Origin of the sequence: Shewanella sp. H8 (assembly GCF_040285065.1) — a bacterium.
Lineage (GTDB): Bacteria > Pseudomonadota > Gammaproteobacteria > Enterobacterales > Shewanellaceae > Shewanella > Shewanella polaris.
Window position 1 is genome coordinate 4,268,267 of sequence record NZ_CP157213.1, and the last position, 26,184, is coordinate 4,294,450.

The following is a 26,184-nucleotide window of genomic DNA, read 5'->3' on the forward strand; positions in this document are numbered from 1 at the left end:
ATGCCGTAACCAATATTAGTTACGAGAGTCTATAATCGCTTTTGCAATGTTTTGCGGTGCATCTGCATACTTCAAAAACTCCATAGAGTATGAAGCACGACCCTGAGATGCAGAGCGCAAATCAGTCGCATAACCAAACATTTCAGATAGAGGTACTACTGCGTGGACAAGTTTAACACCTGCGATGCCATCATCCATACCTTCAATTATGCCACGACGTCGGTTTAAATCACCAACAACGTCGCCCATATAATTTTCAGGCGTAGTTACTTCTACTTTCATACAAGGTTCGAGCAACACCGGGGTTGCTTCAAGCGCACCCGTTTTGAAGCCCATAGAACCTGCAATTTTGAAGGCCATTTCGTTTGAGTCCACATCATGATATGAACCGTCAAACAAACTGACTTTCACGTCAAGAACAGGATAGCCGGCTAATACACCATTCTTCATCTGTTCTTGAATACCTTTGTCAACGGCAGGAATGAATTCACGAGGAACCGCACCACCCACAATTTCGTTAACAAATTCGTAGCCCGCACCCTCTTCGAGTGGCTCAATCCTTAACCAAACATGGCCAAATTGACCACGTCCGCCAGATTGACGTACGAACTTACCTTCCACTTCCACTTTAGAACGAATGGTTTCACGATAGGCAACTTGTGGTTTACCTACGTTACACTCTACACCAAACTCGCGACGCATACGGTCAACGATAATGTCTAAATGTAATTCGCCCATACCAGATATGAGTGTTTGTGCCGACTCTTCATCAGTTTCGACTTTGAAAGATGGATCTTCTGCTGCTAATTTTTGCAGCGCAATACCCATTTTATCTTGGTCAGCTTTTGAACGAGGCTCAACGGCAATGGTAATTACGGGTTCTGGGAACTCCATGCGCTCAAGAATCACTCTGTGATCGTTATCGCAAAGAGTATCACCAGTTGTTACATCTTTAAGACCAATAGCAGCCGCTATATCACCAGCACGTACTTCTTTCAGTTCTGTTCGGTCATTTGCGTGCATTTGCACAATTCGACCAACTCGTTCACGTTTCTGCTTAACAGAATTATAAACAGCAGCACCTGATTCTAGTACACCTGAATACACACGGATAAAGGTCAATGTACCAACAAATGGATCAGTCGCAATTTTAAATGCTAGAGCCGCAAAAGGGGCTTTATCATCTGATGGGCGTTCAACTTCTTTATCGTTTTCATCAAGACCCTTAATTGCAGGGACATCAATAGGCGCGGGTAAAAAATCGATTACCGCATCAAGAACCGCTTGCACACCTTTGTTCTTAAAGGCAGAACCACAGGTAGCGAGCACGATCTCATTGTTAATTGTGCGCTGACGCAACGCTGTTTTAATCTCTGCTTCAGATAACTCACCTTCTTCAAGGTATTTATTCATCAGTTCATCAGAGGCTTCAGCTGCTGCTTCCACGAGATACTCATGCATTTCTGCAGCTTTTGCTGCCAGATGTGCAGGAATGTCTTCATAAGAGAACGTCATTCCCTGATCGTTTTCAGACCAGTTAATGGCTTTCATCTTAATTAAATCAATAACACCCTTGAAGCTTTCTTCTGCGCCAATATTCAAGTGAATAGGGACACAAGTTGCACCAAGGCGGTTACGAATTTGTTTTATAACGCGGTCGAAATCTGCCCCAGCACGGTCCATCTTGTTAACAAACACGATACGCGGGACGTGGTATTTGTCTGCTTGACGCCATACTGTTTCAGATTGTGGTTCAACGCCTGACGAACCGCAGAATACAACTACAGCTCCATCGAGAACGCGTAATGAACGCTCGACTTCAATAGTAAAGTCTACGTGACCAGGAGTATCGATGATATTAATTCGGTGTAGAGCGAATTGGGCATCCATTCCGCGCCAGAATGCTGTTACTGCAGCAGATGTGATAGTAATACCACGCTCTTGCTCTTGTACCATCCAATCTGTCGTGGCGGCGCCGTCATGCACCTCACCGATTTTATGAGACATACCGGTATAGAACAGAACACGTTCTGTTGTGGTAGTTTTACCTGCATCCACATGAGCAACGATACCGATATTTCGATAATGCTCAATTGGGGTTGTACGAGCCACTATTTATACCCTCTCAACTAAAACGATTAGTTTTAGCAATATCAACAATATGGAGCGGGCCGAAGCCCACTCCATCATATTACCAACGGTAATGGGCGAAGGCTTTGTTAGCTTCAGCCATGCGATGCACGTCTTCACGCTTCTTAACCGCAGTACCTTTGTTGTCAGACGCATCTAGCATTTCACCTGCTAGACGTAAAGCCATAGATTTTTCACCACGTTTGCGAGCAGCTTCAACTAACCAGCGCATCGCTAGTGCGTTACGACGCACAGGACGAACTTCACATGGTACTTGATAAGTAGAACCACCAACACGACGAGATTTAACTTCGACTGATGGGCGAACGTTATCAAGAGCTGCTTCAAGGATACTTAAATGATTTTCGCTTTTCTTTTCAGCGACAACATCTAGTGCCTTGTAAATAATTTTTTCTGCAGTCGACTTTTTGCCGTCCTGCATGATGACGTTGATGAACTTAGCCAACAACTCACTGTGAAACTTTGGATCTGGTAGGATTTTACGTTGTCCTACAACGCGACGTCTTGGCATATTAATTCTCCGTATGCTTCAGGTATTTCCAAAACTGGAATGTCAAATAAATACTAGCTTGGCCTTACTTAAACGGGATACGTTAAGACTTAGGACGCTTAGCACCGTACTTAGAACGGCCTTGGCGACGTGAAGTCACGCCAGCACAGTCTAATGCGCCACGAATAGTGTGGTAACGCACACCAGGTAAGTCTTTAACACGACCACCACGGATTAGGATTACACTGTGTTCTTGCAAGTTATGGCCTTCACCACCGATATACGAAGTTACTTCGAAACCGTTAGTTAGGCGCACACGAGCTACTTTACGTAGTGCAGAGTTAGGTTTTTTAGGTGTTGTAGTGTACACACGAGTACAAACACCACGTTTTTGTGGGCACGCGTTCAACGCAGGCACATTAGTCTTTTCGACTTTTGGCGCGCGTGGCTTACGTACCAACTGGTTAACAGTTGCCATGTATAGCTCCGACAGTTGATTTAAACTCAACAATTAGGTGTGAAAAATCTATATCCCACAATGGTGGGACGCGGAATTTTAGAAAGGTAATCGCTATCTGTCAAGAAATAGCCAACTTTTCATGCAAATTCCAATAAAAAAGGCGCCAATGGCGCCTTTTGTTAACATAACATTAACTTAATCTTGGCTACCAGCCAAGTTTAAGAGATCTGCTAGGTTCTGTTCAGCTTCGCTTGCAGTCACAGTTGTCGTTGCCACTTTGCCACGAGAACTTGCCGCTTTGGCGCGTTCTTCGTTACGGGCAATGTGATAAGCATAACCTGTACCAGCAGGGATCAAACGACCTACGATTACGTTTTCTTTAAGACCACGTAATGGATCGCTCTTACCACCAACGGCCGCTTCAGTTAACACACGAGTGGTTTCCTGGAACGATGCTGCTGAGATGAATGATTCAGTAGCCAAAGATGCTTTGGTAATACCAAGTAATTCACGCTCAAACGTTGCAGGAGTCTTACCTTGAGCGATTAACTCACGGTTAGCAATCTTCACGCGTGCAACTTCTGCTTGCTCACCTTCTAAGAAATCAGTGTCGCCTGTTGAAGTGATTAAACACTTACGTAGCATTTGACGAATGATAACTTCGATGTGTTTGTCGTTGATCTTAACGCCCTGTAGACGGTAAACATCTTGTACTTCGTTCACAATGTAGTTTGCTACGTTGTGTATACCACGAAGACGAAGAATGTCATGAGCCGCTTCTGGGCCGTCTGCAATAACTTCACCACGTTCGACTTTTTCACCTTCGAACACGTTCAAGTTACGCCACTTAGGGATCATCTCTTCATAATGTTCACTGCCATCAGCTGGAGTGATCACTAGACGACGCTTACCTTTAGTTTCCTTACCGAACGAGATAGTACCAGAGATTTCTGCAAGAATTGCAGGCTCTTTTGGCTTACGCGCTTCAAATAAGTCAGCAACACGTGGAAGACCACCGGTGATGTCGCGTGTTTTAGACGATTCTTGTGGAATACGTGCTAATGCGTCACCAACGTTGATTTTCGCGTTATCGTCTTTTGACACAATCGCGTGGCCAGGTAAGAAATATTGAGCTGGTACTTCTGTGCCAGGGATCTTTAAGTCATTACCATCAGCATCAACTAAGCGTATTGCAGGCCGTAGTTCTTTACCTGCTGAAGTACGCGCACCAACCTCAAGTACAACGACTGAAGATAAACCTGTTAATTCATCTGTTTGACGTGTCATGGTGACACCGTCAATCATATCAACGAATTTAACACTACCTGCAACTTCAGAAATAATTGGGTGAGTATGTGGATCCCAGTTAGCAATAATTTGCCCAGCTGCAACGTCACAATCTTCCAATACCTCTAATACAGTACCGTAAGGTACTTTATAACGTTCTTTCTCGCGACCTAGCTCATCGATGACGGCTAATTCAGAAGAACGAGATACGATAACAAGTTTACCGTCGATGTTTGAAACATGCTTAGCATTATGTAACTTCAGAGAACCCGCGTTCTTAACTTGAACGTTGTTTTCTGCAGAAGCTCGAGATGCCGCACCACCAATGTGGAACGTACGCATGGTTAACTGTGTACCTGGTTCACCAATTGACTGCGCCGCAACCACACCAATAGCTTCACCGTGGTTGATAATATGACCACGAGCCAAGTCACGACCGTAACACGCTGCACACACACCGAAGTCTGTTTCACAGGTAATTACAGAACGTACTATCACTTCATCAATACTGTGGTCTTCTAACGTATTACACCAGGCTTCATCAAGAAGTGTGTTGCGTGGAGCAAGCACTTCATTTGTACCAGGCTTCATAACGTCAAGAGCAACAACACGACCTAGAACACGTTCACGTAATGGCTCAACAACATCTCCACCTTCAATAAGTGGTTTCATTGTTAGACCATGTTCAACACCACAGTCATCTTCAATAACGACTAAGTCTTGTGCAACGTCTACTAAACGACGAGTTAAGTAACCCGAGTTAGCTGTCTTCAATGCGGTATCGGCAAGACCTTTACGCGCACCGTGAGTAGAAATAAAGTACTGTAGTACGTTTAGACCTTCACGGAAGTTTGCTGTAATTGGGGTTTCGATGATTGAGCCATCAGGCTTAGCCATCAAACCACGCATACCCGCTAACTGACGGATCTGAGCTGCACTACCACGAGCGCCCGAGTCAGCCATCATATAGATGCTGTTAAACGATGCTTGTTGCTCTGGTACACCATCACGGTTAATCACTGTCTCAGTAGACAGGTTTTCCATCATAGCCTTAGAGACTTTTTCGTTAGCACTTGCCCAAATATCGATGACTTTGTTGTAACGCTCACCGGCAGTAACAAGACCTGATTGGAACTGCTCTTGAATTTCAAGCACTTCAGCTTCAGCTTCTGCAACTAAGGTGTATTTCTCGTCTGGAATAACCATGTCATCGATACCAACAGAGGCACCAGAAATGGTTGCAAAACGGAAACCGGTATACATCAATTGGTCAGCAAAGATAACAGTATCTTTAAGACCTAGTTGACGGTAACAGGTGTTCAACAACTTAGAAATCTGCTTCTTACCCATGTTTTGGTTAACCAAATCATACGATAAGCCTTCAGGCAGAATTAATGATAAAAGAGCACGACCAACTGTAGTATCAATGATACGAGTTGCTTTCGTTCTTTCGCCATCTTCAGCTATATGAGTCTCAGTAATACGCACTTTAACGCGAGCATGTAATTCAGCAACACCTGTGGCGTATGCTTTCTCTACTTCTGATACATCAGAGAAAGCCATGCCTTCACCGAGACCATTAATACATTCACGGCTAGTGTAATACAAACCTAATACAACGTCTTGAGACGGTGTAATAACAGGCTCACCGTTAGCTGGTGACAAAATGTTGTTGGTTGACATCATTAGCGCACGAGCTTCTAACTGAGCTTCAAGCGTTAATGGTACGTGAACCGCCATTTGGTCACCGTCGAAGTCGGCGTTATATGCCGCACAAACTAACGGGTGCAATTGAATTGCTTTACCTTCAATCAGAACAGGTTCAAATGCTTGAATACCTAGTCTGTGAAGTGTTGGTGCACGGTTAAGCATTACTGGATGTTCACGAATCACTTCGTCTAACACATCCCATACTTCAGCCTGTTCGCGTTCAACCATTTTCTTAGCAGCTTTAATAGTAGTCGCTAAACCACGACCTTCTAACTTACCGTAAATGAATGGCTTGAATAACTCAAGTGCCATCTTCTTAGGAAGACCACACTGATGCAGACGTAAAGTAGGTCCAACGGTAATTACCGAACGGCCTGAATAGTCAACACGCTTACCAAGTAAGTTCTGACGGAAACGACCTTGCTTACCCTTGATCATATCAGCAAGAGATTTAAGCGGACGCTTGTTAGAACCGGTAATAGCACGACCGCGACGACCGTTATCTAATAGCGCATCAACTGACTCTTGCAACATACGCTTTTCGTTACGTACGATAATGTCAGGCGCAGCTAAATCTAACAGGCGCTTTAAGCGGTTGTTACGGTTAATAACACGACGATAAAGATCGTTAAGATCTGATGTCGCGAAACGACCACCATCTAACGGCACTAATGGACGTAGATCAGGTGGAAGAACCGGTAATACTTTTAAGATCATCCACTCTGGCTTGTTGCCAGAAGTGAAAAATGCTTCCATCAGCTTAAGGCGCTTAGTGACCTTCTTACGACGGGTTTCAGAGTTAATTGATGGCAACTCTTCACGCATTTGCTCGATCTGTTCTTCTAAGTTGATAGCACGTAGCAATTCAAGAACTGCTTCTGCACCCATCTTAGCTTCAAACTCATCACCGTATTCTTCTAACGCATCGAGATACGTTTCTTCGGTTAGCATTTGGCCGCGCTCAAGCGTGGTCATGCCAGGCTCGATAACAACAAATGATTCGAAATACAGTACGCGTTCAATATCACGTAACGTCATGTCCAGCATTAAGCCGATACGAGACGGAAGTGATTTTAAGAACCAAATGTGGGCGACTGGGCTTGCCAAATCAATGTGACCCATGCGTTCACGACGCACTTTAGTCTGGGTAACTTCTACGCCACACTTTTCACAAATAACACCACGGTGCTTCAAACGCTTGTATTTACCACACAAACATTCGTAATCTTTAACCGGACCGAAGATACGCGCACAGAACAAACCTTCACGTTCAGGCTTGAATGTACGGTAGTTAATGGTTTCTGGCTTCTTTACTTCACCAAAAGACCAAGAACGGATTAGATCTGGCGAGGCCAAACCAATTTTTATACCGTTAAATTCTTCAGTCTTACTTTGCTGCTTAAGAAACTTTAATAAGTCTTTCACGTTTCTCTCCTGAAGGAGTTAAACCAGGTGCTTTGCTGATGCAAAGCACCCTTGGTTACCAAACATTGCTTAAGTGCGATGCTTACTCTTGATCCAACTCGATATTAATACCGAGTGAACGAATTTCCTTCAACAATACGTTGAAAGACTCAGGCATGCCAGGTTGCATCTGATAGTTACCGTCTACAATACTCTTATACATCTGAGTACGACCGTTAACGTCATCTGACTTAACTGTTAGCATTTCTTGTAGAGTATAAGCTGCACCGTATGCTTCAAGTGCCCACACTTCCATCTCACCGAAACGTTGACCACCAAACTGAGCTTTACCGCCCAATGGTTGTTGTGTAACTAAGCTGTATGAACCTGTAGAACGGGCATGCATCTTGTCATCAACTAAGTGGTTCAATTTAAGCATATACATGTAACCAACAGTTACTTTACGCTCAAATTCGTTACCGGTACGGCCGTCACATAATGTCAACTGACCAGACTCAGGCAAGCCTGCAAGAGCAAGCATTTGCTTGATCTCTTTCTCTTTAGCACCATCGAATGCTGGTGTTGCAATTGGAATACCACCTTTAAGGTTAGTTGCCAATCGTACAACTTCATCATCAGTGAATGAATCGATATCAACGCGCTGAAGCACGTCATCACCTAATTCATAAACCTGTTTGATGTAACCACGAAGTTCGGCAATTTCACGCTGCTCTTCAAGCATAGCGGTAATCTTATTACCGATACCCTTCGCCGCTGCGCCCATGTGGACTTCAAGTACCTGACCGATGTTCATACGCGATGGTACGCCCAATGGGTTAAGTACGATGTCTACAGGATTACCTTCTTCATCGTATGGCATGTCTTCAACTGGACAAATCTTCGAGATAACACCTTTGTTACCATGACGACCCGCCATCTTGTCACCAGGCTGGATAGTACGTTTAACTGCAAGGTAAACCTTAACAATCTTCAATACACCAGGTGCCAAGTCATCACCTTGGGTGATCTTACGTCGCTTGATTTCAAACGTCTTATCAAAATCAGCTTTTAGCTCTTCGTGCTGTTCAGCCAACTGTTCTAATTCAGTTTGTTTTGCTTCGTCATCGATAACTTGTATTAACACATCTTTACGTGGGATCTCAGCTAACTTAGCTTCTGAGTAACCAACAGACAGTAACAAGTTACGTGCACGGCCCAATACACCTTCTTCAAGGATCTTGAACTCTTCACCTAAGTCTTTACGAGCTTGGCGAACATGCAATTCTTCGATTTCAAGCGCGCGCTTGTCTTTCTCAACGCCGTCACGGGTAAATACCTGGACGTCGATGATGGTGCCTTTCACTGAGTTAGGAACACGTAACGAGCTGTCCTTAACATCAGAAGCTTTTTCACCAAAAATTGCTCGGAGTAGTTTCTCTTCTGGAGTTAACTGTGTTTCACCCTTAGGTGTCACTTTACCCACAAGAATGTCGCCACCCTTCACTTCTGCACCAATGTAAACGATACCTGACTCATCTAATTTAGATAAAGCAGACTCACCTACGTTTGGAATGTCAGCAGTGATTTCTTCACTACCCAATTTAGTATCACGAGCAATACAAGAAAGCTCTTGAATATGGATAGTCGTGAAACGATCTTCTTGCGCTACGCGCTCAGAAATCAAGATCGAATCTTCGAAGTTATAACCGTTCCAAGGCATGAACGCGATACGCATGTTTTGACCAAGAGCCAAATCACCTAAATCGGTTGATGGACCATCTGCCAATACGTCACCACGAACCACTGGCTCACCAACAGAACAACAAGGACGTTGGTTAATACAAGTGTTTTGGTTTGAACGGGTATATTTAGTTAAGTTATAAATGTCGATACCAGCTTCACCTGCGTGTAGCTCATCTTCATTTACTTTAACTACGATACGGCTAGCGTCAACATAATCAACCACACCGCCACGTTTTGCAGCTACAACTACACCAGAGTCAACAGCAAGAGTACGTTCGATACCCGTTCCGACTAACGGCTTATCAGCACGTAAAGTAGGTACTGCTTGACGTTGCATGTTTGCACCCATCAATGCGCGGTTAGCATCATCGTGTTCTAAGAACGGAATTAATGATGCCGCAACAGAAATAATCTGCTGTGGTGATACATCCATATATTGAACATCAGCAGCACGCATAAAGGTAGATTCACCTTTATGACGACAAGCAATTTGTTCTTCAACCATACGGCCATTAGCATCAACTTCGATGTTTGCCTGTGCAATAACATAACGGCCTTCTTCGATTGCTGATAAGTATTCAACTTCATCAGTAATCACACCATCAACCACTTTGCGGTAAGGTGTTTCTAAGAAACCATACGAGTTAGTACGTGCAAAACTTGCTAATGAGTTGATTAGACCAATGTTTGGACCCTCAGGGGTTTCAATTGGACATAAACGACCGTAGTGAGTTGGATGTACGTCACGGACTTCGAAGCCTGCACGTTCACGAGTCAAACCACCAGGGCCAAGCGCAGAAATACGACGCTTATGCGTCACTTCTGATAGCGGGTTGTTTTGATCCATAAACTGTGACAACTGTGAAGAACCAAAGAATTCTTTCACTGCTGCTGAAATTGGCTTCGCATTAATTAAATCTTGTGGCATAAGCTCGTTTAAATCGCCTAAAGATAGACGTTCACGAACAGCACGCTCAACACGGACTAAACCAACACGGAACTGGTTTTCAGCCATCTCACCGACACTACGAATACGACGGTTGCCTAAGTGGTCAATATCATCGACTTCATCATAACCGTTACGGATTTCAATGATTTTCTTCATAACGCAAACGATGTCATCTTTAGACAACACGCCACGACCTTCATCTTCAGCAATCTCAAGACGACGGTTGAACTTCATACGACCTACTTTAGATAAGTCATAACGTTCTTCACTGAAGAATAGGTTTTGGAATAAACCTTCAGCAGCATCTTTGGTTGGTGGCTCGCCAGGACGCATCATACGGTAGATTTCAACTAACGCTTCTAAGCGGTTAGTTGTTGAATCAATACGTAATGTATCCGCAATATAAGCACCATGATCAAGGTCATTGATAAATAACGTATCAATATCCTTAATACCAGCAAGTGATAACTTAGCTAAATCTTCTAAGGTAATCTCACTGTTTGCTGTCACTAAAACTTCACCGGTATCTTCATCGATGTAGTCTTGAGCAGCATACTTACCAACAATATAATCTACTGGTACTTCTAGCTCAGTAGTGTTGGTTTTTTCAAGTTGCTTAATATGACGCGCCGTAATGCGACGGCCAGCTTCGACTAATAAAGTGCCTTCAGCATCTTTAATGTCATAGCCTGCAGTTTCACCACGTAAACGATCAGGCACAAGTGCCATAACTAACGAATCTTTCTTGATCTTAAATTGAATACGCTCAAAGAATAAATCTAAGATGTCCTGAGTAGAGTATTCAAGTGCACGTAAAATAATCGTTGCCGGTAATTTACGACGACGGTCAATACGTACGAATAAAGCATCTTTAGGATCGAATTCAAAGTCAAGCCATGAACCACGGTAAGGAATAATACGTGCGTTATACAGCACCTTACCAGAAGAGTGGGTTTTACCACGGTCATGATCAAAGAACACACCTGGAGAACGGTGTAACTGAGACACGATTACACGCTCAGTACCGTTAATAACGAAAGTACCGTTATTCGTCATCATAGGTATATCACCCATGTAGACTTCTTGCTCTTTAATGTCTTTAACAGTGCCAGCAGCAGCTTCACGGTCAAACAACACCATGCGTAATTTAACGCGAAGTGGTGCAGAATAAGTTACACCGCGGATCTGACATTCTTTCACATCAAAAACTGGCTCACCTAGCTTGTAGCTGACATATTGCAGCTCAGAGTAGCCAGAAAAGCTCTTGATAGGAAAAACGCTACGGAATGCGGCTTCTAAGCCACGCTCACCCGTAGGGTCTTGATCGGTGAACTTCTTAAAAGAGTCTAACTGGATAGACAATAAATAAGGGATATCCAAAACTTTTGGACGCTTACCAAAGTCTTTGCGAATACGCTTCTTTTCAGAATAGGAGTAAACCATGGGTTTCCTCTGCTTACGAGATGTGACCAAGACTGAAATAATATAATTAAATCAGCACGTTTGCCTATCACCGTTGATGGCAAGAACCTAACCAGTAATCTCTGCTAGGGACTGCTAAAACTGGCGACAAACGGTGAAAAAAAATCGCCTGCGCATAGAGCGCAAAAAAGGCCGACGGTTAAAAAACCGCCAGCCTTCACCCAATTACTTGGGTGATGCAAGCTAAATTACAGCTTACTTAACTTCAACAGAAGCACCTGCAGCTTCTAAATCAGTTTTAAGAGTAGCAGCTTCTTCTTTGCTTACGCCTTCTTTAACAGCGATTGGCGAAGATTCAGCCATAGTCTTAGCTTCTTTCAAGCCAAGACCAGTAGCGCTACGTAGTGCTTTAATCACGGCAACTTTGTTTTCGCCGAATGAAGTAAGTACTACGTCAAATTCTGTTTGCTCTTCAGCAGCAACAGCATCGCCACCGCCAGAAACTACTGCAGCAGCAGCAGAAACGCCGAATTTTTCTTCCATAGCTTCGATTAGTTCAACAACTTCCATTACAGACATTGCTGCGAAAGCTTCTAACATTTGGTCTTTAGTGATAGACATTAGAAATTTTTCCTATTGTTCTGAATTCAATTTTATTAAGCTGCCTGCTTAAAATTAAGCGGCATCTTGTTTTTGATCGCGAAGGGCGGCCAATGTACGAACGAACTTGCCAGCAGATGCTTCTTTCATAGTCATCATCAACTGAGCTAGTGCTTCTTCGTATGTTGGTAGTTTCGCTAAACGATCAATGTCAGCTGCAGGGATAAACATCCCTTCGAAAGCTGCACCTTTAACTTCAAATTTATCTTGTCCCTTAGCGAAGTCTTTTAATAGACGCGCTGCAGCACCTGGGTGCTCGTTAGAGAAAGCAATTAAAGTTGGGCCAGTGAACGTTTCTGCTAGGCACTCAAAAGCTGTACCTTGAACTGCACGACGAGCAAGAGTGTTACGTACTACACGTACAAACACACCATTTTCGCGAGCAGCTTTACGCAGACCGGTCATAGCACCTACAGTTACGCCACGTGAATCGGCAACAACTGCAGAAAGTGCACCTTTGGCAGCTTCGTTGACTTCAGCAACAATTGCCTGTTTGTCTTCGAGTCTTAATGCCATTGGCTTTACTCCTGGATTCTACCTAGGGAATTCCCTAGTATTTACCAAATTAAACACTTATGTGTTTAATTACTTACGGTGCAGATTTTCCAGTAAAAAAATTTAGCTGGGGCCTGACACCGTCTACGCTGGAAATTAAGTTAATCTCGCGATTAACACCTGCGGTCTTGGACGGAAACCGACTCTAATATGTAAAAGTTCGAAAACGATTACATAAAAGCGGCTTCAACCCACAAAGTGCGCGCATTATAGACTAATACGCGCGCTTTGTATATTACTTAGCTTCTTCCAGAGAACTCTGGTCGATAGCAACACCTGCACCCATAGTGGTAGAGATGCTGACTTTCTTAATGTAAATACCTTTTGCAACTGCAGGCTTAGCCTTTTTCAGTGCAGATATCAACGATTCTAAGTTTTCTTTTAACTGTTCAGCAGTGAAAGTTACTTTGCCAATAGTTGTATGAATAATACCATTCTTGTCATTTCTGTAACGAACTTGACCCGCTTTGGCATTTTTAACTGCTTCAGCAACGTTAGGCGTTACTGTACCAGTTTTAGGGTTAGGCATTAAACCACGAGGGCCTAAAATTTGACCTAACATACCAACAACGCGCATAGCATCAGGAGATGCGATAACAACGTCAAAGTTCATTTCACCAGCTTTAACTTGTGCAGCTAAATCTTCCATACCCACAAGTTCAGCGCCAGCAGCTTTAGCAGCTTCAGCGTTTGCACCTTGAGTGAATACAGCAACACGAACGTCACGACCAGTACCATGTGGCAGTACAGTTGCACCACGCACGTTTTGATCTGATTTACGAGGATCGATACCTAGATTAACAGCAACGTCAACACTCTCTACAAATTTAGCTGTCGCTAATTCTTGTAAAAGTGTTACAGCTTCGTTGATGTCATACATTTTTGTTACATCAACTTTTTCGCGGATAACGCGAGCACGCTTAGTTAGCTTTGCCATTATATTAATCCTCTACTACCAAACCCATTGAACGTGCAGTACCTTCAATTGAACGAGTCATCGCTTCAATATCAGCACCAGTCATATCAGCGGCTTTAGTTTCAGCAATTTCCTGAACAGCGCTACGCTTTATTGTTCCTACTTTTTCAGTATTAGGACGTCCAGAACCTGATTTCAGACCTGCTGCTTTAAGCAGTAGGAAAGATGCAGGTGGAGTCTTAGTTTCGAAAGTGAAAGAACGGTCGTTAAATACCGTGATAACAACAGGAATTGGCATGCCTTTTTCGAACTTTTCAGTACGAGCATTGAATGCTTTACAGAATTCCATGATGTTCACACCCTTTTGACCTAAAGCAGGACCAACTGGTGGAGACGGGTTTGCAGCACCGGCTGCTACTTGTAGCTTAATATAAGCTTCAATTTTCTTTGCCATGTCGACATTTCCTCAATTTGGGTTCAAACGCATGTTGGCGACATGCCAATACGCTCCCCTGAAAACAACGGGTGCGAATTATATAAAAATCCGCACCCGCAAACAATGTTTATTTGTAGTTATTTTAATCAGCTCTTTTCAACTTGATTAAAATCTAATTCTACTGGTGTAGAACGACCAAATATCATCACTGATACTTTGATGCGATCTTTTTCGTAATCAACTTCTTCGATGGTGCCATTAAAGTCAGCAAATGGACCGTCACACACACGAACAACTTCACCTGGTTCATACATGACACGATGAGTTGGAGACTCGACAGTATCTTGAAGACGCTGAAGAATAGCATTAGCTTCTTTGTCAGAAATAGGTGCTGGACGATCTGATGTACCACCAATAAAGCCCATTACACGTGGGATACTTTTGACTAAATGCCAGCTATCGTCATTCATTTCCATCTGGACTAATACATAACCAGGGAAAAACTTACGTTCGCTTTTGCGACGTTGACCTGCACGCATTTCAACAACTTCTTCGGTAGGAACTAAGATCTCACCGAAGTATTCTTCCATATTGTGCATTTTGATATGTTCAAGCAGTGTTTTAAGAACACGGCCTTCATAGCCCGAAAAGGCTTGGATAACATACCATTTTTTTTTCGCTTCTGTAACTTCAGTCATTTTCAGATGCCTATACGCCAGTAATTAAATTGACAACTCTTAACAATACAGCATCAAATCCCCAAAGGATTAATGCCATAACTGCAGTAGCTGCAAGTACAATAAAGGTCGTATTTAACGCCTCTTGGCGAGTTGGCCAAACGACTTTACGCACTTCAATATGTGCTTCTCTAGCAAAAGATTGCGCTAGCTTACCCTTGCTTGTCTGCAGCGCAATGATACCAGCTATAGCGAAGGCAATAATTACCCCAGCAACACGAGCGACTACATTAGCATCTGCATAAAATTGATTGGCTATAACAGCGGCAGCAACTAGCACTGCTGCTACGCCCCACTTAACGATATCCAAAGAATTACTCTGGTTTTCAGTATTTGTTGTCATCGGTTAATTCCGTTACTCACTACGACCTGGGCTTAGCTTGGTAAACAACATATTTACCAAATCCGCATTTCCGAACATTCCCAGAAAATGCATAAGCACAGGGTCAAAAATCGGCCATAGATTGTATTCTTATTCAGCTTTGTTCGCAACAATACAGGTAAAGTAAGGTTAACAAATTAACTAAAAAATCAATTTTTAGTACCAATTTTGCTTTAAAAATAAAAAAGGAAGCCTAGGCTTCCTTTTTTAGTGTTCACTAAACTCGCTATTACGCGATAATTTTAGCTACAACACCTGCACCAACTGTACGGCCACCTTCACGGATAGCGAAACGTAAACCGTCGTCCATCGCGATTGGGTAAATCAGAGTAACGACCATCTTGATGTTATCACCAGGCATAACCATTTCTACGCCTTCTGGTAACTCAATTGTGCCTGTTACGTCTGTTGTACGGAAGAAGAATTGTGGACGGTAGCCTTTGAAGAATGGAGTATGACGTCCGCCTTCTTCTTTTGACAACACGTAAACTTCTGATTCGAAAGTTGTGTGTGGGTTAATTGAACCAGGCTTAGCTAGTACTTGGCCACGTTCAACATCATCACGCTTAGTACCACGTAATAACACACCACAGTTTTCGCCAGCACGACCTTCGTCAAGTAGCTTGCGGAACATTTCTACACCAGTACAAGTTGTTTTAGTTGTTGGACGAACACCAACAATTTCAACTTCGTCTGATACGCGAACGATACCACGTTCAACACGACCTGTTACCACTGTACCACGACCTGAAATTGAGAATACATCTTCAATTGGAAGTAGGAATGGTTTATCGATGTCACGCTCTGGCTCAGGAATATAAGTATCTAGTGCTTCTGCAAGCTCAAGAATTTTAGCTTCCCACTCTGGCTGGCCTTCTAGGGCTTTAAGAGCTGAACCTTGAATTACTGGTAAATCATCACCTGGGAAGTCGTATTCTGAAAGAAGCTCGCGCACTTCCATTTCTACTAATTCTAGTAATTCTTCGTCATCTACCATGTCACACTTGTTCATGAATACGATGATGAAAGGTACGCCTACTTGACGTGAAAGCAAGATGTGCTCACGTGTCTGTGGCATTGGGCCATCTGTTGCAGCAACAACTAAGATTGCGCCGTCCATCTGTGCAGCACCAGTAATCATGTTTTTAACATAATCCGCGTGACCTGGACAGTCTACGTGCGCATAGTGACGAATTGGCGTGTCATATTCGATGTGAGAAGTATTAATTGTAATACCGCGCTCACGCTCTTCTGGAGCATTATCGATTTGAGCGAAGTTACGAGCTTCACCACCATATGTCTTAGACAAAACAGCTGAAATTGCTGCTGTTAAGGTTGTTTTGCCATGGTCAACGTGACCGATGGTGCCCACGTTTACATGGGGCTTGTTACGTTCAAATTTAGCTTTTGCCATGGTATAGCCTCAGTCCAAGTATCTTGGTGATGAAAACACGTATAGTAAAAATCCGATGCATAAAATGACATCGAATAGATTATTTAGGGTTAGGTAATTCATTCATGAAGTGCTGTTGATGGTAGGCAGATTCGAACTGCCGACCTCACCCTTACGAGGGATGTGCTCTACAAACTGAGCCATATCAGCGAACAAATTTGGAGCGGATGGCGGGAATCGAACCCGCGTTATCAGCTTGGAAGGCTGGAGTAATACCATTATACGACATCCGCGCAACCTATTTAGGCTACCTAACTACCTAGAAAATGGTGGAGGGAGAAGGATTCGAACCTTCGAAGGCTGAGCCGTCAGATTTACAGTCTGATCCCTTTGGCCACTCGGGAACCCCTCCAGAAAATGGTGCCGGCACCAAGAGTCGAACTCGGGACCTACTGATTACAAGTCAGTTGCTCTACCAACTGAGCTATGCCGGCGTGTCATTTCGGGTTCGGATATTAGGTAAATGTGGAGCCGAGTGCAATAGGCAAATGATAAAAAACCTAAAAAAAGTCTCAAATGACGCTTTTTTGCACTCATTTTAGCCGGAAAGTGTGATTTCTAGACGAATGTAATTGCGATGCTGACAAATGAAGACCAAACTATTGTCGCCATTTATTCGATAGTGTAATGTGCCTGACCAACTTAGAGGAATGGTTATGAATCCAATTAACTCAATACAAGATGCACTCTACTTTGCTTTTCAGCGCGAGCATTGGGCTGAATTACGAAAATCAGTGCCACTTACATTGAGTCAGGCAGAATTAGAAAACCTGCGTGGTATGAATGAGAAGCTGTCTTTAGACGAAGTCACCGACATTTACCTTCCTCTCAGTCGTTTACTGAATTTATTTGTCGGCTCAAAACAACAACGTGGGCTCGTTCTAGACAATTTTCTCGAACAAAAACCTTCCCCTAGTCCCTACATTATTAGTATAGCAGGAAGCGTCGCCGTGGGTAAAAGCACCACTGCTCGTATATTGCAAACATTACTACAGCGCTGGCCTGAGCACCCTAAAGTAGATTTGGTCACCACTGATGGTTTTTTATTTCCACTAGCTGACCTTAAGCGCAAAGGGTTACTGCAACGTAAAGGTTTTCCTGAAAGTTATGATATGAAAATGTTGGTCGAATTTATCTCAGCTGTTAAAGCAGGTAATAAAGAAATTCTTGCACCAATTTATTCCCATGTTACCTATGATAGATGTCACGATGAACATCAAGTCATACATCAACCCGATATTTTAATTTTAGAAGGCTTAAATGTACTTCAAACAGGTTTAGATTCACCTATCGATACTAGAAGACCGTTTGTATCCGATTTCGTTGATTTCTCGATTTATGTTGATGCTGATGAGTCATTATTAAAAGATTGGTATAAAAAGCGGTTTTTACAATTTAGGAAAGGTGCATTTAGTGACCCGAAATCATTCTTTCATCATTATTCATGTCTAACTGATGATGAGGCTAATACTATTGCAGCAAATATTTGGGATACGATTAATGGCCCCAATTTATCACTTAATATTCAACCCACTCGTGAGCGGGCAAACCTCATTTTACAAAAGGGTCCAAACCACTTAATGGACCGAGTTTTACTTAGAAAATAACATTATATGAGCCTATTGCTAGGCTCATTGTTACTTCCTAGATTGCCGCTCTAAGACTAATCTCACCACCGATATAGGGCTTAATACCTTGCTCAGTTTCAAGCAGTAAAGCCCCTTGCTGATCAATTCCACGACAAATGCCACTAACAGAATTCGGTGCCATTAGGAGTGAAACTTCACGATTTACAAATAAATCATACTCATTCCAGCGTTCTAAAAAAGCCCCCAAACCTTTCAGTTCGAATAGTTGTAAATCAGCCTTAAGCGTTTTATGCAGTTTAATCAATAGTTCCGTTTTATCGGGTATTTCTTTTAAGCTAGAGAGATCACTCCAAGGTTGATCGATTAACTCACCTTGTTCCACAGACATACTCATATTAATACCAAAACCAATAACCAGCTCAGTTTGGTTCGCAGAGGACTGCGATATTTCAACTAAAATTCCAGCTAATTTACTATGATCGAGGTAAATGTCATTTGGCCATTTTAGTCCCAATCCCTCGACACCAAAATCTGCTAATGTTTTAACAATAGAGCAGCCAATAACTAAACTTAATCCACTTGCATGGCTAATATCGTTATTTAAACGCCAAAACATTGAAGCATAAATATGATGTCCATAAGGAGAGAGCCATTGCCTTCCTCTTCTCCCCCGACCCGCTGATTGATATTCGGCAATACAAATATCACCCGACTTCAGTTCCGTGGCATGACCCAGCATAAATGCATTAGTGCTGGCCGTTTCATCAAAATAAAAGCAGCGTCCATCAATACCGTTAAGAAGGTCAGATTCATTAACTAAGGAAATGGGATTTGCTAACTTATAACCTCTCCCTTTTACACTGTATATTTCAATACCATAGTCTTTCAACGCATCAATATGCTGATTAATTGCTGCACGAGTAAGAGATAACTGTTGAGCTATAACTTCGCCAGAAACAAAGTGTTGATGACTTAAACACGCTAAAATTTGTCGCTTGCGTAGCCAATGTCCATTCATTGTATTTCTATCTCCTCAACTGAGCCCATAATCCTAGGCTCGGGTTCTAATATGACAGCAAATGTGTCATAGACCTCTTGGATAATATGTCGCGCTAATTGACATATTTCTGCACCAGTCGCATTCCCTAGATTGACTAATACCAATGCTTGATCCTTATGCACGCCAGCATTGCCAATATTAAAACCTTTTAAACCCGCTGTATCTATCAACCAACCTGCAGCAATTTTAAAACGTCCATCAATTTGTTGATAACCGACCAATTCCGCATAACGACTCTTCAGTAACTCATAACAAGTTGAACTCACAATAGGGTTCTTAAAAAAACTGCCCACATTACCTAATACTTTTGGATCGGGTAATTTTACTTGGCGAACTTTACACACACTATCAAATATCTGTTTTGCGGTGACCTGTGCCGGATCAAAATGCTGTAATGGTCCATAATTAATTATTGGTTGCCACTGTTTATTTAGTCGTAGAGTCACTTCAGTAATGACCACTAAATTTTTAAGCTGTTGTTTAAATATAGAATCTCGATAACCAAAATGACACTGATCTTTATCAAAATGATTCAATGTTCCAGTGTCGAGCTGCAAAAATTCAACTTGATAACAAAAGCGATTAAACTCAACGCCATATGCACCAATATTCTGTATCGGAGCTGCGCCTACCGTACCCGGTATAAGCGCAAGATTCTCTAGACCATAAATCTGCTTATTCAAACAGAATTCAACAAGGTTATGCCAATTTTCACCCGCTTGAACACTGAGATAATAATAATCAGTGTCTTCAGTAACCTGTATGCCTTTTGTTGCAACTTTTACCACAGTGCCATCGAAGTCATCAGTAAATACGACGTTACTTCCACCGCCCAAAATTAACATGGGTAACTGTTGCTGATACAAATTTCTACAAGTTTTTATTAATTCTGCTTTATGAGTGACTTCCACAAGCGAGCTACAATACTGCTGAAGCCCAAGGGTGTTCAATCCAGCTAGGGAGATAGACATAAGAAGGTTACATTTGAAAATAATGGCGTTATTGTAACAGGGAAAATAGCTTTAAAATAAGGCCTGTTGATTTTTCAAGGCTTTTTTTACAATGAACTGTTGGTTATTGTTGAAATATAAACTGAAGGCAAGACTTTGTTGAATTGTTATTCTGGATAAAGAACCGATAACGCAGTTGAAAAATCGAACAAACTCAGCCCGTAGTATTCGGCTACAAAACGTGTGATAGACCCTGTAAAAGATTCTTTGTTAAATAACTCTTTGCTAAGTAAAAGTAATTCATATTGCTAGACAACGGTACGCCAACAACGAGTACACGTTTTTATTTCAAACAAAATATTCCTGCAAAGACCAATAAAAACCAACTTATTGATTAACGTACAAAGTTAACACGCCTTCAACCGCCATATTGGCGACTTGTTGCACTTCTTCAAGAGTTGCCCCTTCTGAAGCTTGTACCGACATACCTAAAAGCAATGTGCTGATAAATCTAGCCAATACTTCTGGTTGACAGTTCTCATTTAACTCACCTTGCTGTTTGGCTTGATCTAATCGTGTTATCAACTTTTGTTTATTGATAACTTTACGCTCTAAAACAGCCTGCTTAATCGACCCACTCGCTTCACCACAAGATAAGGTGCTGTTAATTAATGCGCAACCTTGCGGGTGGCTACAGTCAGTAAATTTGGCTGCAGCGCCTAACAATAAGCCGCGAACAACATCCGCTACATGTTCATGTTTACATGCACTGTTAAATAAAGCATCTGGACGGTTTTCGTATAACTCAATGGCTTTTAAAAATAGCTGCTCTTTATTGCCAAATGCAGCATACAGGCTGGGTTTTTTAATTCCCATGACCTCAGTTAATTCGTTTATCGAAGTACCTTCATATCCATTACGCCAAAATACATTAAGCGCTTGCTCTAATGCTAAGTCGATATCGAACCCTCGAGGGCGACCAACACAAGCTGCTTTTGTTATTGTCATAAATAGTACCTCTTATATTAACGAACCTTTATTTATCATAATCTTAAATATAAGTTTCATGATGAATAATCCGCATATTTTAGCATATTATTAAGCCATATAGGGTTAAGAACATGCAGATTAGTCGTAACTTAGACTAATGTTCAAGCATTAATTAACGCTATTTAATTGTAATTAATCACCCTATTTCACTGTGATATTAATTTATCAACCCACTAATTGAACGTCTGGTCAAATTAATTTCATACCTAACGGTACAAAATGCATTGACAGGGTTATTTTAATCTATATATTACCGTTTGGTACAGAACAATTTATACCAATCGGTATAGAAATGTAGCCAAAGACAAGAATAACGCACCCAATAGCCGGTTAAATAATATAAAAGCTATTGATTAGAGGACAGCAACATGAATACGTATAAATCAATTCAATCCACTTTGCTAGTAAGCCTAACGGCATTACTACTCGTCGCTTGTGGGCAACAACCCCCACAGCAACAAGCAAGTGCGCCTGCTGCCCCTGAAGTGAGTGTTGCTACCGTAATCAATGAACGCATTACCGAATGGGATCAATTTACTGGACGCCTACAAGCACCTGAAAAAGTGATCTTAGTCCCGCGCGTATCTGGATATATTGAGTCTGTTAACTTTAAAGAAGGTGCTTTAGTGAATAAAGGAGATGTGTTATTCACTATTGACTCAAAGGTATTTGCAGCTGAAGCGGAACGTCTTGAAGCAGAATTAACCAGTGCGATGTCGGCTAATCAATTAGCGAGAAATGACTTTGAGCGTGCTAACAAGTTGTTTAATCAACAAGCAGTATCAGAAGAGTTAATTGATACTCGTCGAAGCAACATGCATCAAACCGCAGCGGCAGTGGCCTCAGTAAAAGCGGCATTAACCAGCGCTAAACTTAATCTCGAATACACCCAAGTTACCGCGCCGATTACTGGACGGGTATCTTTTGCTAATGAAACTGCGGGCAATTATGTTACAGCAGGTCAAACTCAATTAACGAAATTAGTATCGATAGAAAATATGCATGCGTATTTTGATATTGATGAACAAACTTACCTTAAATATGCAATGCTATCAGGTGAAACAAAACGCCAAGACCCACGTTCAGGTAACAACACCGTATTGATGGCCTTAGCAAATGAAACGGAATTTACTTATCAAGGTGTGATCGATTTTGTTGATAATACAGTCAATCAGCAAACAGGTACTATCCGGGTACGCGCCACATTTTCTAACCCTGACAATCTATTAATACCTGGTCTATTTGCTCGTGTCAGCATTGCCGGTAGTGCCTCATATCAAGGCATTTTAATTGATGACAAAGCCATTTTTACTGACCTAAACAACAAGTATGTATTAATAGTCAACGCTCAAAACACCCTTGAATATCGCGGCGTAACCTTAGGCGAGAAAATTCAAGGTTTGCGTATTATTACTGCGGGTTTACAACCAAACGAAACCATTGTGGTTAACAGCTTACAAAAAGTACGCCCTAGCGTAACTATCTCCCCTAAATTGATCGAAATGGCTGAACGCAGTCAAATAGAAGCGATACAACAAGCGCAACTTCTATTCGAAAACCAGCCACTTACAGCACAAGTTACTGATGACGCTAGTCAAGGCTAAGGAATACACACAATGTTGTCTCAATTTTTCATTAAAAGACCGATTTTTGCTGCGGTTTTGTCGTTATTATTTTTTATATGTGGCGCTATAGCAGTTTGGCAATTACCGATCACCGAATACCCTGAAGTTGTGCCGCCAACGATTGTTGTTACCGCTAACTACCCTGGCGCAAATCCGAAAGTCATTGCCGAAACGGTTGCATCACCGCTGGAACAAGAAATTAACGGCGTTGAAAACATGCTTTACATGTCATCTCAAGCCACTTCAGATGGCCGCATGACATTAACCATCACTTTCGCTATTGGCTCAAATGTTGATTTAGCACAAACCCAAGTACAAAGCCGTGTTGAACGAGCAAAACCCCGCTTACCTGAAGAAGTACAGCGCTTGGGGATTGTCACCGAGAAATCGTCTCCAGACTTAACGATGGTAGTGCATTTAACCTCACCAGATAACCGTTATGACATGTTGTATTTGTCCAACTATGCGGTGTTAAAAGTCAAAGATGAACTTGCGCGAATTAATGGTGTTGGTGCTGTGCGCGTATTTGGCGCTGGTGACTACAGTATGCGAGTGTGGTTAGACCCGAATAAATTGGCAACACTTGGAATGTCTCCTAATAATGTCGTTGCAGCCATTCGCGAGCAAAACCAACAAGCTGCAGCAGGCAGTTTAGGTGCTCAACCAAGTGGCACTAGTGACTTTCAATTACTGATCAATATTAAAGGACGTTTAACTGAAGTTGAAGAATTTGAACAAATTATCATTAACGTGGGTGAGCAGGGACAAATTACCCGTTTAAAAGATGTCGCCCGTGTTGAATTAGGCGCAGCAAGTTACGCATTACGTTCCATGTTAGACAATAAAGACGCTGCAGCATTACCTGTATTCCAAGCATCAGGTTCGAATGCAATTCAAATTTCTGATGATGTACGAGCCAAAATGAAGGAGCTATCAGCTGCTTTTCCTGAAGGCCTAACTTATGACATCGTATACGACCCTACCGTGTTCGTACGAGGCTCAATTGAAGCTGTAGTTAAAACCTTAATTGAAGCCATTTTACTGGTGGTATTGGTTGTAGTGCTGTTTTTACAAACATGGCGTGCATCCATCATTCCTTTAGTTGCAGTACCGGTATCGCTTGTAGGTACTTTTGCCTTTATGCACTTAATGGGCTTTTCACTTAATGCTTTATCGCTGTTTGGTTTAGTGCTTGCCATCGGTATTGTGGTCGATGATGCCATTGTTGTTGTAGAAAACGTTGAGCGAAATATTTCTGACGGTTTATCTCCTGTTGCTGCGACCCAAAAAGCAATGAAAGAGGTCACCGGTCCGATTATCGCCACCACATTAGTGCTAGCAGCAGTATTTATTCCTACGGCATTTATGTCAGGCTTAACAGGTCAATTCTATAAACAGTTTGCCTTAACCATTACCATATCTACCTTTATTTCAGCAATAAACTCACTAACCTTAAGCCCTGCATTATCGGCATTATTGCTTAAAAGCCATGACGATAAACAAGACTTCCTTACCCGCGGCATGGATAAAATGCTTGGCGGTTGGTTATTTACTCCTTTTAACCGTTTCTTTGCGCACTTATCAGACGGTTATGGTTGGGTAGTAAAAAAAGTCATTCGTTTTGGTGTGGTTGCCGGCGTGTTGTATATCGGCTTAGTTGGCTTAACGGGCTTACAATTTTCCAATACCCCAACTGGTTACGTACCAGGGCAAGACAAACAATACTTAATCGCTTTTGCCCAACTGCCAGACGCAGCATCGTTGGATCGTACTGACGCTATCGTGAAGGAAATGTCACGTATCGCTTTAGATCAACCCGGTGTGGCTCATGCAGTTGCCTTCCCAGGCCTCAGCATTAATGGGTTAACCAACAGCACCAACAGTGCGATTTTGTTTACTCCATTAGAAAGCTTTGCTGACCGTAAAGATCCATCGTTATCAGCAGGAGCCATTGCAGCGGCATTAAACCAAAAGTTTGCCGCTATTGATGGCGCATTTATTGCCATTTTCCCACCACCACCTGTACGCGGTTTAGGTACTATTGGCGGCTTTAAATTACAAATTCAAGATAGAGCAAACTATGGCTATGAAGAATTGTATAAAGTCACCATGCAAGTGGTACAAAAAGCCAGAGCAACACCTGAGCTTGCGGGGATTTTCTCTGGATATCAAGTCAATGTACCGCAACTTGAAGTTGACATAGACCGTACTAAAGCTAAACAGCAATCGGTGTCATTGGACGAACTATTTTCAACATTAGAGGGCTATTTAGGTTCTGTGTACGCTAACGACTTCAATCAATTTGGTCGTACTTATCAAGTAAAAGTGCAAGCAGATGAGCAGTTTAGACAAACACCTGAACAAATATCTCAATTAAAAGTACGTAACAATAATGGTGAAATGGTACCTATTGGTTCATTTATTAACGTTGCCAATGTTGCAGGTCCAGATCGCGTTATGCACTATAACGGTTTCACAACAGCAGAGATAAATGGCGGTGCAGCCCCAGGCTTTAGCAGTGGTGAAGCGCAAGCTGCAATTGAGAAGATTTTGGCTGAAACCTTGCCTAATGGCATGAGTTACGAGTGGACTGATATTACTTATCAACAGATTTTGGCAGGTAATGCAGGTGCATATATTTTCCCGCTGATCATCCTATTAGTCTTTATGGTGTTGGCGGCTCAGTATGAAAGCTTAAGTTTACCATTGGCGATTATCTTAATTATTCCGATGACCTTATTGTCGGCATTAAGCGGGGTATTACTTTTCGGTGGCGACAACAACATCTTTACCCAAATAGGACTGATTGTTCTGGTGGGGTTGGCGACCAAAAACGCCATCTTGATTGTTGAATTTGCTAAAGATTTACAAGACTCTGGGCTAACACCATTAGAGGCAATTCTTGAAGCGGGCCGCTTACGTTTACGCCCCATTCTAATGACGTCTATCGCCTTCATTATGGGTGTAGTGCCTATGGTGTTCTCGAGCGGACCTGGATCAGAAATGCGTCAAGCGATTGGTGTAGCAGTGTTTGCCGGTATGATTGGGGTGACCATATTTGGTTTGTTACTGACACCGCTGTTTTACTATGCATTAGCAAAACGCAGTAAGCCTATAGAAGTTGAATAACCAACGATGTCATTAGTGTAAAATAA

18 protein-coding genes and 4 tRNA genes are annotated in these 26,184 nt (G+C 42.3%); 3 read left to right on the top strand and 19 right to left on the bottom strand.

The features are described 5' to 3' along the window. Nucleotides 1-15: 15 nt before the first annotated feature. The 16 genes from fusA to ABIS04_RS18705 all read right to left on the bottom strand — a co-directional run bounded on the left by fusA (nucleotide 16) and on the right by ABIS04_RS18705 (nucleotide 17,189). Nucleotides 16-2,112, bottom strand: coding sequence for an elongation factor G (gene fusA / locus ABIS04_RS18630; RefSeq protein ID WP_137224551.1), 2,097 nt, complete (start codon nucleotides 2,110-2,112; stop codon nucleotides 16-18). 79 nt (nucleotides 2,113-2,191) lie between these two features. Next, nucleotides 2,192-2,662: a 30S ribosomal protein S7 gene (rpsG, locus tag ABIS04_RS18635; RefSeq protein ID WP_124729270.1), complete on the bottom strand. Its 471-nt coding sequence runs from the start codon at nucleotides 2,660-2,662 to the stop codon at nucleotides 2,192-2,194. A gap of 82 nt (nucleotides 2,663-2,744) precedes the next feature. Further along, complete coding sequence (gene rpsL, locus ABIS04_RS18640) at nucleotides 2,745-3,119, bottom strand: 30S ribosomal protein S12 (RefSeq protein ID WP_137224548.1); 375 nt, start codon at nucleotides 3,117-3,119, stop codon at nucleotides 2,745-2,747. 177 nt (nucleotides 3,120-3,296) lie between these two features. Further along, on the bottom strand, nucleotides 3,297-7,523 hold the full coding sequence (gene rpoC, locus ABIS04_RS18645; protein ID WP_137224545.1) for a DNA-directed RNA polymerase subunit beta': 4,227 nt from the start codon (nucleotides 7,521-7,523) through the stop codon (nucleotides 3,297-3,299). 82 nt (nucleotides 7,524-7,605) lie between these two features. Further along, nucleotides 7,606-11,637 carry a DNA-directed RNA polymerase subunit beta gene (gene rpoB, locus ABIS04_RS18650; protein ID WP_137224542.1) on the bottom strand — a complete coding sequence of 1,344 codons (4,032 nt, stop codon included), beginning with the start codon at nucleotides 11,635-11,637 and terminating at the stop codon, nucleotides 7,606-7,608. A 234-nt stretch (nucleotides 11,638-11,871) separates the two neighbouring features. Continuing rightward, nucleotides 11,872-12,237 carry a 50S ribosomal protein L7/L12 gene (gene rplL / locus ABIS04_RS18655; RefSeq protein WP_137224540.1) on the bottom strand — a complete coding sequence of 122 codons (366 nt, stop codon included), beginning with the start codon at nucleotides 12,235-12,237 and terminating at the stop codon, nucleotides 11,872-11,874. A gap of 54 nt (nucleotides 12,238-12,291) precedes the next feature. Next, nucleotides 12,292-12,792, bottom strand: coding sequence for a 50S ribosomal protein L10 (gene rplJ / locus ABIS04_RS18660; RefSeq protein ID WP_137224537.1), 501 nt, complete (start codon nucleotides 12,790-12,792; stop codon nucleotides 12,292-12,294). Between the two features lie 274 nt (nucleotides 12,793-13,066). Then, a complete protein-coding gene (rplA, locus tag ABIS04_RS18665; protein ID WP_137224534.1) occupies nucleotides 13,067-13,768 on the bottom strand; it encodes a 50S ribosomal protein L1 in 702 nt (233 codons plus the stop codon). A 4-nt stretch (nucleotides 13,769-13,772) separates the two neighbouring features. Beyond that, the gene (gene rplK / locus ABIS04_RS18670; RefSeq protein ID WP_137224532.1) at nucleotides 13,773-14,201 is read right to left on the bottom strand and encodes a 50S ribosomal protein L11; all 429 of its coding nucleotides are present in this window, start codon (nucleotides 14,199-14,201) and stop codon (nucleotides 13,773-13,775) included. 128 nt (nucleotides 14,202-14,329) lie between these two features. Next, nucleotides 14,330-14,881: a transcription termination/antitermination protein NusG gene (gene nusG, locus ABIS04_RS18675; RefSeq protein ID WP_137224529.1), complete on the bottom strand. Its 552-nt coding sequence runs from the start codon at nucleotides 14,879-14,881 to the stop codon at nucleotides 14,330-14,332. A gap of 10 nt (nucleotides 14,882-14,891) precedes the next feature. Further along, nucleotides 14,892-15,263 carry a preprotein translocase subunit SecE gene (gene secE, locus ABIS04_RS18680; RefSeq protein WP_137224526.1) on the bottom strand — a complete coding sequence of 124 codons (372 nt, stop codon included), beginning with the start codon at nucleotides 15,261-15,263 and terminating at the stop codon, nucleotides 14,892-14,894. A gap of 268 nt (nucleotides 15,264-15,531) precedes the next feature. Further along, nucleotides 15,532-16,716 carry an elongation factor Tu gene (gene tuf / locus ABIS04_RS18685; protein WP_137224523.1) on the bottom strand — a complete coding sequence of 395 codons (1,185 nt, stop codon included), beginning with the start codon at nucleotides 16,714-16,716 and terminating at the stop codon, nucleotides 15,532-15,534. 116 nt (nucleotides 16,717-16,832) lie between these two features. Further along, nucleotides 16,833-16,905, bottom strand: a tRNA-Thr gene (locus tag ABIS04_RS18690). Between the two features lie 9 nt (nucleotides 16,906-16,914). Continuing rightward, nucleotides 16,915-16,988, bottom strand: a tRNA-Gly gene (locus tag ABIS04_RS18695). A 34-nt stretch (nucleotides 16,989-17,022) separates the two neighbouring features. Continuing rightward, nucleotides 17,023-17,107, bottom strand: a tRNA-Tyr gene (locus ABIS04_RS18700). Between the two features lie 6 nt (nucleotides 17,108-17,113). Continuing rightward, nucleotides 17,114-17,189, bottom strand: a tRNA-Thr gene (locus ABIS04_RS18705). Nucleotides 17,190-17,411: 222 nt separating this feature from the next. Between ABIS04_RS18705 and coaA the strand changes: the two genes are divergently transcribed. Next, nucleotides 17,412-18,362, top strand: coding sequence for a type I pantothenate kinase (coaA, locus tag ABIS04_RS18710; protein ID WP_140235377.1), 951 nt, complete (start codon nucleotides 17,412-17,414; stop codon nucleotides 18,360-18,362). A gap of 37 nt (nucleotides 18,363-18,399) precedes the next feature. On the opposite strand, the gene birA is transcribed toward coaA, so the two are convergent. From birA to ABIS04_RS18725, 3 genes are all read right to left on the bottom strand, one after another. Further along, nucleotides 18,400-19,362, bottom strand: coding sequence for a bifunctional biotin--[acetyl-CoA-carboxylase] ligase/biotin operon repressor BirA (gene birA / locus ABIS04_RS18715; protein ID WP_137224519.1), 963 nt, complete (start codon nucleotides 19,360-19,362; stop codon nucleotides 18,400-18,402). Then, nucleotides 19,359-20,375 carry a UDP-N-acetylmuramate dehydrogenase gene (gene murB, locus ABIS04_RS18720; RefSeq protein WP_350432027.1) on the bottom strand — a complete coding sequence of 339 codons (1,017 nt, stop codon included), beginning with the start codon at nucleotides 20,373-20,375 and terminating at the stop codon, nucleotides 19,359-19,361. The genes birA and murB overlap by 4 nt, the downstream gene beginning before the upstream one ends. Before the next feature lie 366 nt (nucleotides 20,376-20,741). Next, nucleotides 20,742-21,362 carry a TetR/AcrR family transcriptional regulator gene (locus ABIS04_RS18725; RefSeq protein WP_350432028.1) on the bottom strand — a complete coding sequence of 207 codons (621 nt, stop codon included), beginning with the start codon at nucleotides 21,360-21,362 and terminating at the stop codon, nucleotides 20,742-20,744. Between the two features lie 410 nt (nucleotides 21,363-21,772). Between ABIS04_RS18725 and ABIS04_RS18730 the strand changes: the two genes are divergently transcribed. Both ABIS04_RS18730 and ABIS04_RS18735 read left to right on the top strand, forming a co-directional pair. Beyond that, complete coding sequence (locus ABIS04_RS18730) at nucleotides 21,773-23,008, top strand: efflux RND transporter periplasmic adaptor subunit (protein WP_350432029.1); 1,236 nt, start codon at nucleotides 21,773-21,775, stop codon at nucleotides 23,006-23,008. A gap of 12 nt (nucleotides 23,009-23,020) precedes the next feature. Further along, nucleotides 23,021-26,158, top strand: coding sequence for a multidrug efflux RND transporter permease subunit (locus tag ABIS04_RS18735; RefSeq protein ID WP_350432030.1), 3,138 nt, complete (start codon nucleotides 23,021-23,023; stop codon nucleotides 26,156-26,158). Nucleotides 26,159-26,184 lie beyond the last annotated feature (26 nt).

Coding starts and splice junctions, on each gene's coding strand:
- ABIS04_RS18725 (WP_350432028.1), bottom strand. CDS start 21,362: ATGACAATAACAAAAGCAGCTTGTGTTGGTCGCCCTCGAGGGTTCGAT.
- murB (WP_350432027.1), bottom strand. CDS start 20,375: ATGTCTATCTCCCTAGCTGGATTGAACACCCTTGGGCTTCAGCAGTAT.
- secE (WP_137224526.1), bottom strand. CDS start 15,263: ATGACAACAAATACTGAAAACCAGAGTAATTCTTTGGATATCGTTAAG.
- tuf (WP_137224523.1), bottom strand. CDS start 16,716: ATGGCAAAAGCTAAATTTGAACGTAACAAGCCCCATGTAAACGTGGGC.
- birA (WP_137224519.1), bottom strand. CDS start 19,362: ATGAATGGACATTGGCTACGCAAGCGACAAATTTTAGCGTGTTTAAGT.
- rplL (WP_137224540.1), bottom strand. CDS start 12,237: ATGTCTATCACTAAAGACCAAATGTTAGAAGCTTTCGCAGCAATGTCT.
- rpoB (WP_137224542.1), bottom strand. CDS start 11,637: ATGGTTTACTCCTATTCTGAAAAGAAGCGTATTCGCAAAGACTTTGGT.
- rplJ (WP_137224537.1), bottom strand. CDS start 12,792: ATGGCATTAAGACTCGAAGACAAACAGGCAATTGTTGCTGAAGTCAAC.
- coaA (WP_140235377.1), top strand. CDS start 17,412: ATGAATCCAATTAACTCAATACAAGATGCACTCTACTTTGCTTTTCAG.
- rplK (WP_137224532.1), bottom strand. CDS start 14,201: ATGGCAAAGAAAATTGAAGCTTATATTAAGCTACAAGTAGCAGCCGGT.
- rpsG (WP_124729270.1), bottom strand. CDS start 2,662: ATGCCAAGACGTCGCGTTGTAGGACAACGTAAAATCCTACCAGATCCA.
- rpsL (WP_137224548.1), bottom strand. CDS start 3,119: ATGGCAACTGTTAACCAGTTGGTACGTAAGCCACGCGCGCCAAAAGTC.
- rplA (WP_137224534.1), bottom strand. CDS start 13,768: ATGGCAAAGCTAACTAAGCGTGCTCGCGTTATCCGCGAAAAAGTTGAT.
- ABIS04_RS18730 (WP_350432029.1), top strand. CDS start 21,773: ATGAATACGTATAAATCAATTCAATCCACTTTGCTAGTAAGCCTAACG.
- nusG (WP_137224529.1), bottom strand. CDS start 14,881: ATGACTGAAGTTACAGAAGCGAAAAAAAAATGGTATGTTATCCAAGCC.
- ABIS04_RS18735 (WP_350432030.1), top strand. CDS start 23,021: ATGTTGTCTCAATTTTTCATTAAAAGACCGATTTTTGCTGCGGTTTTG.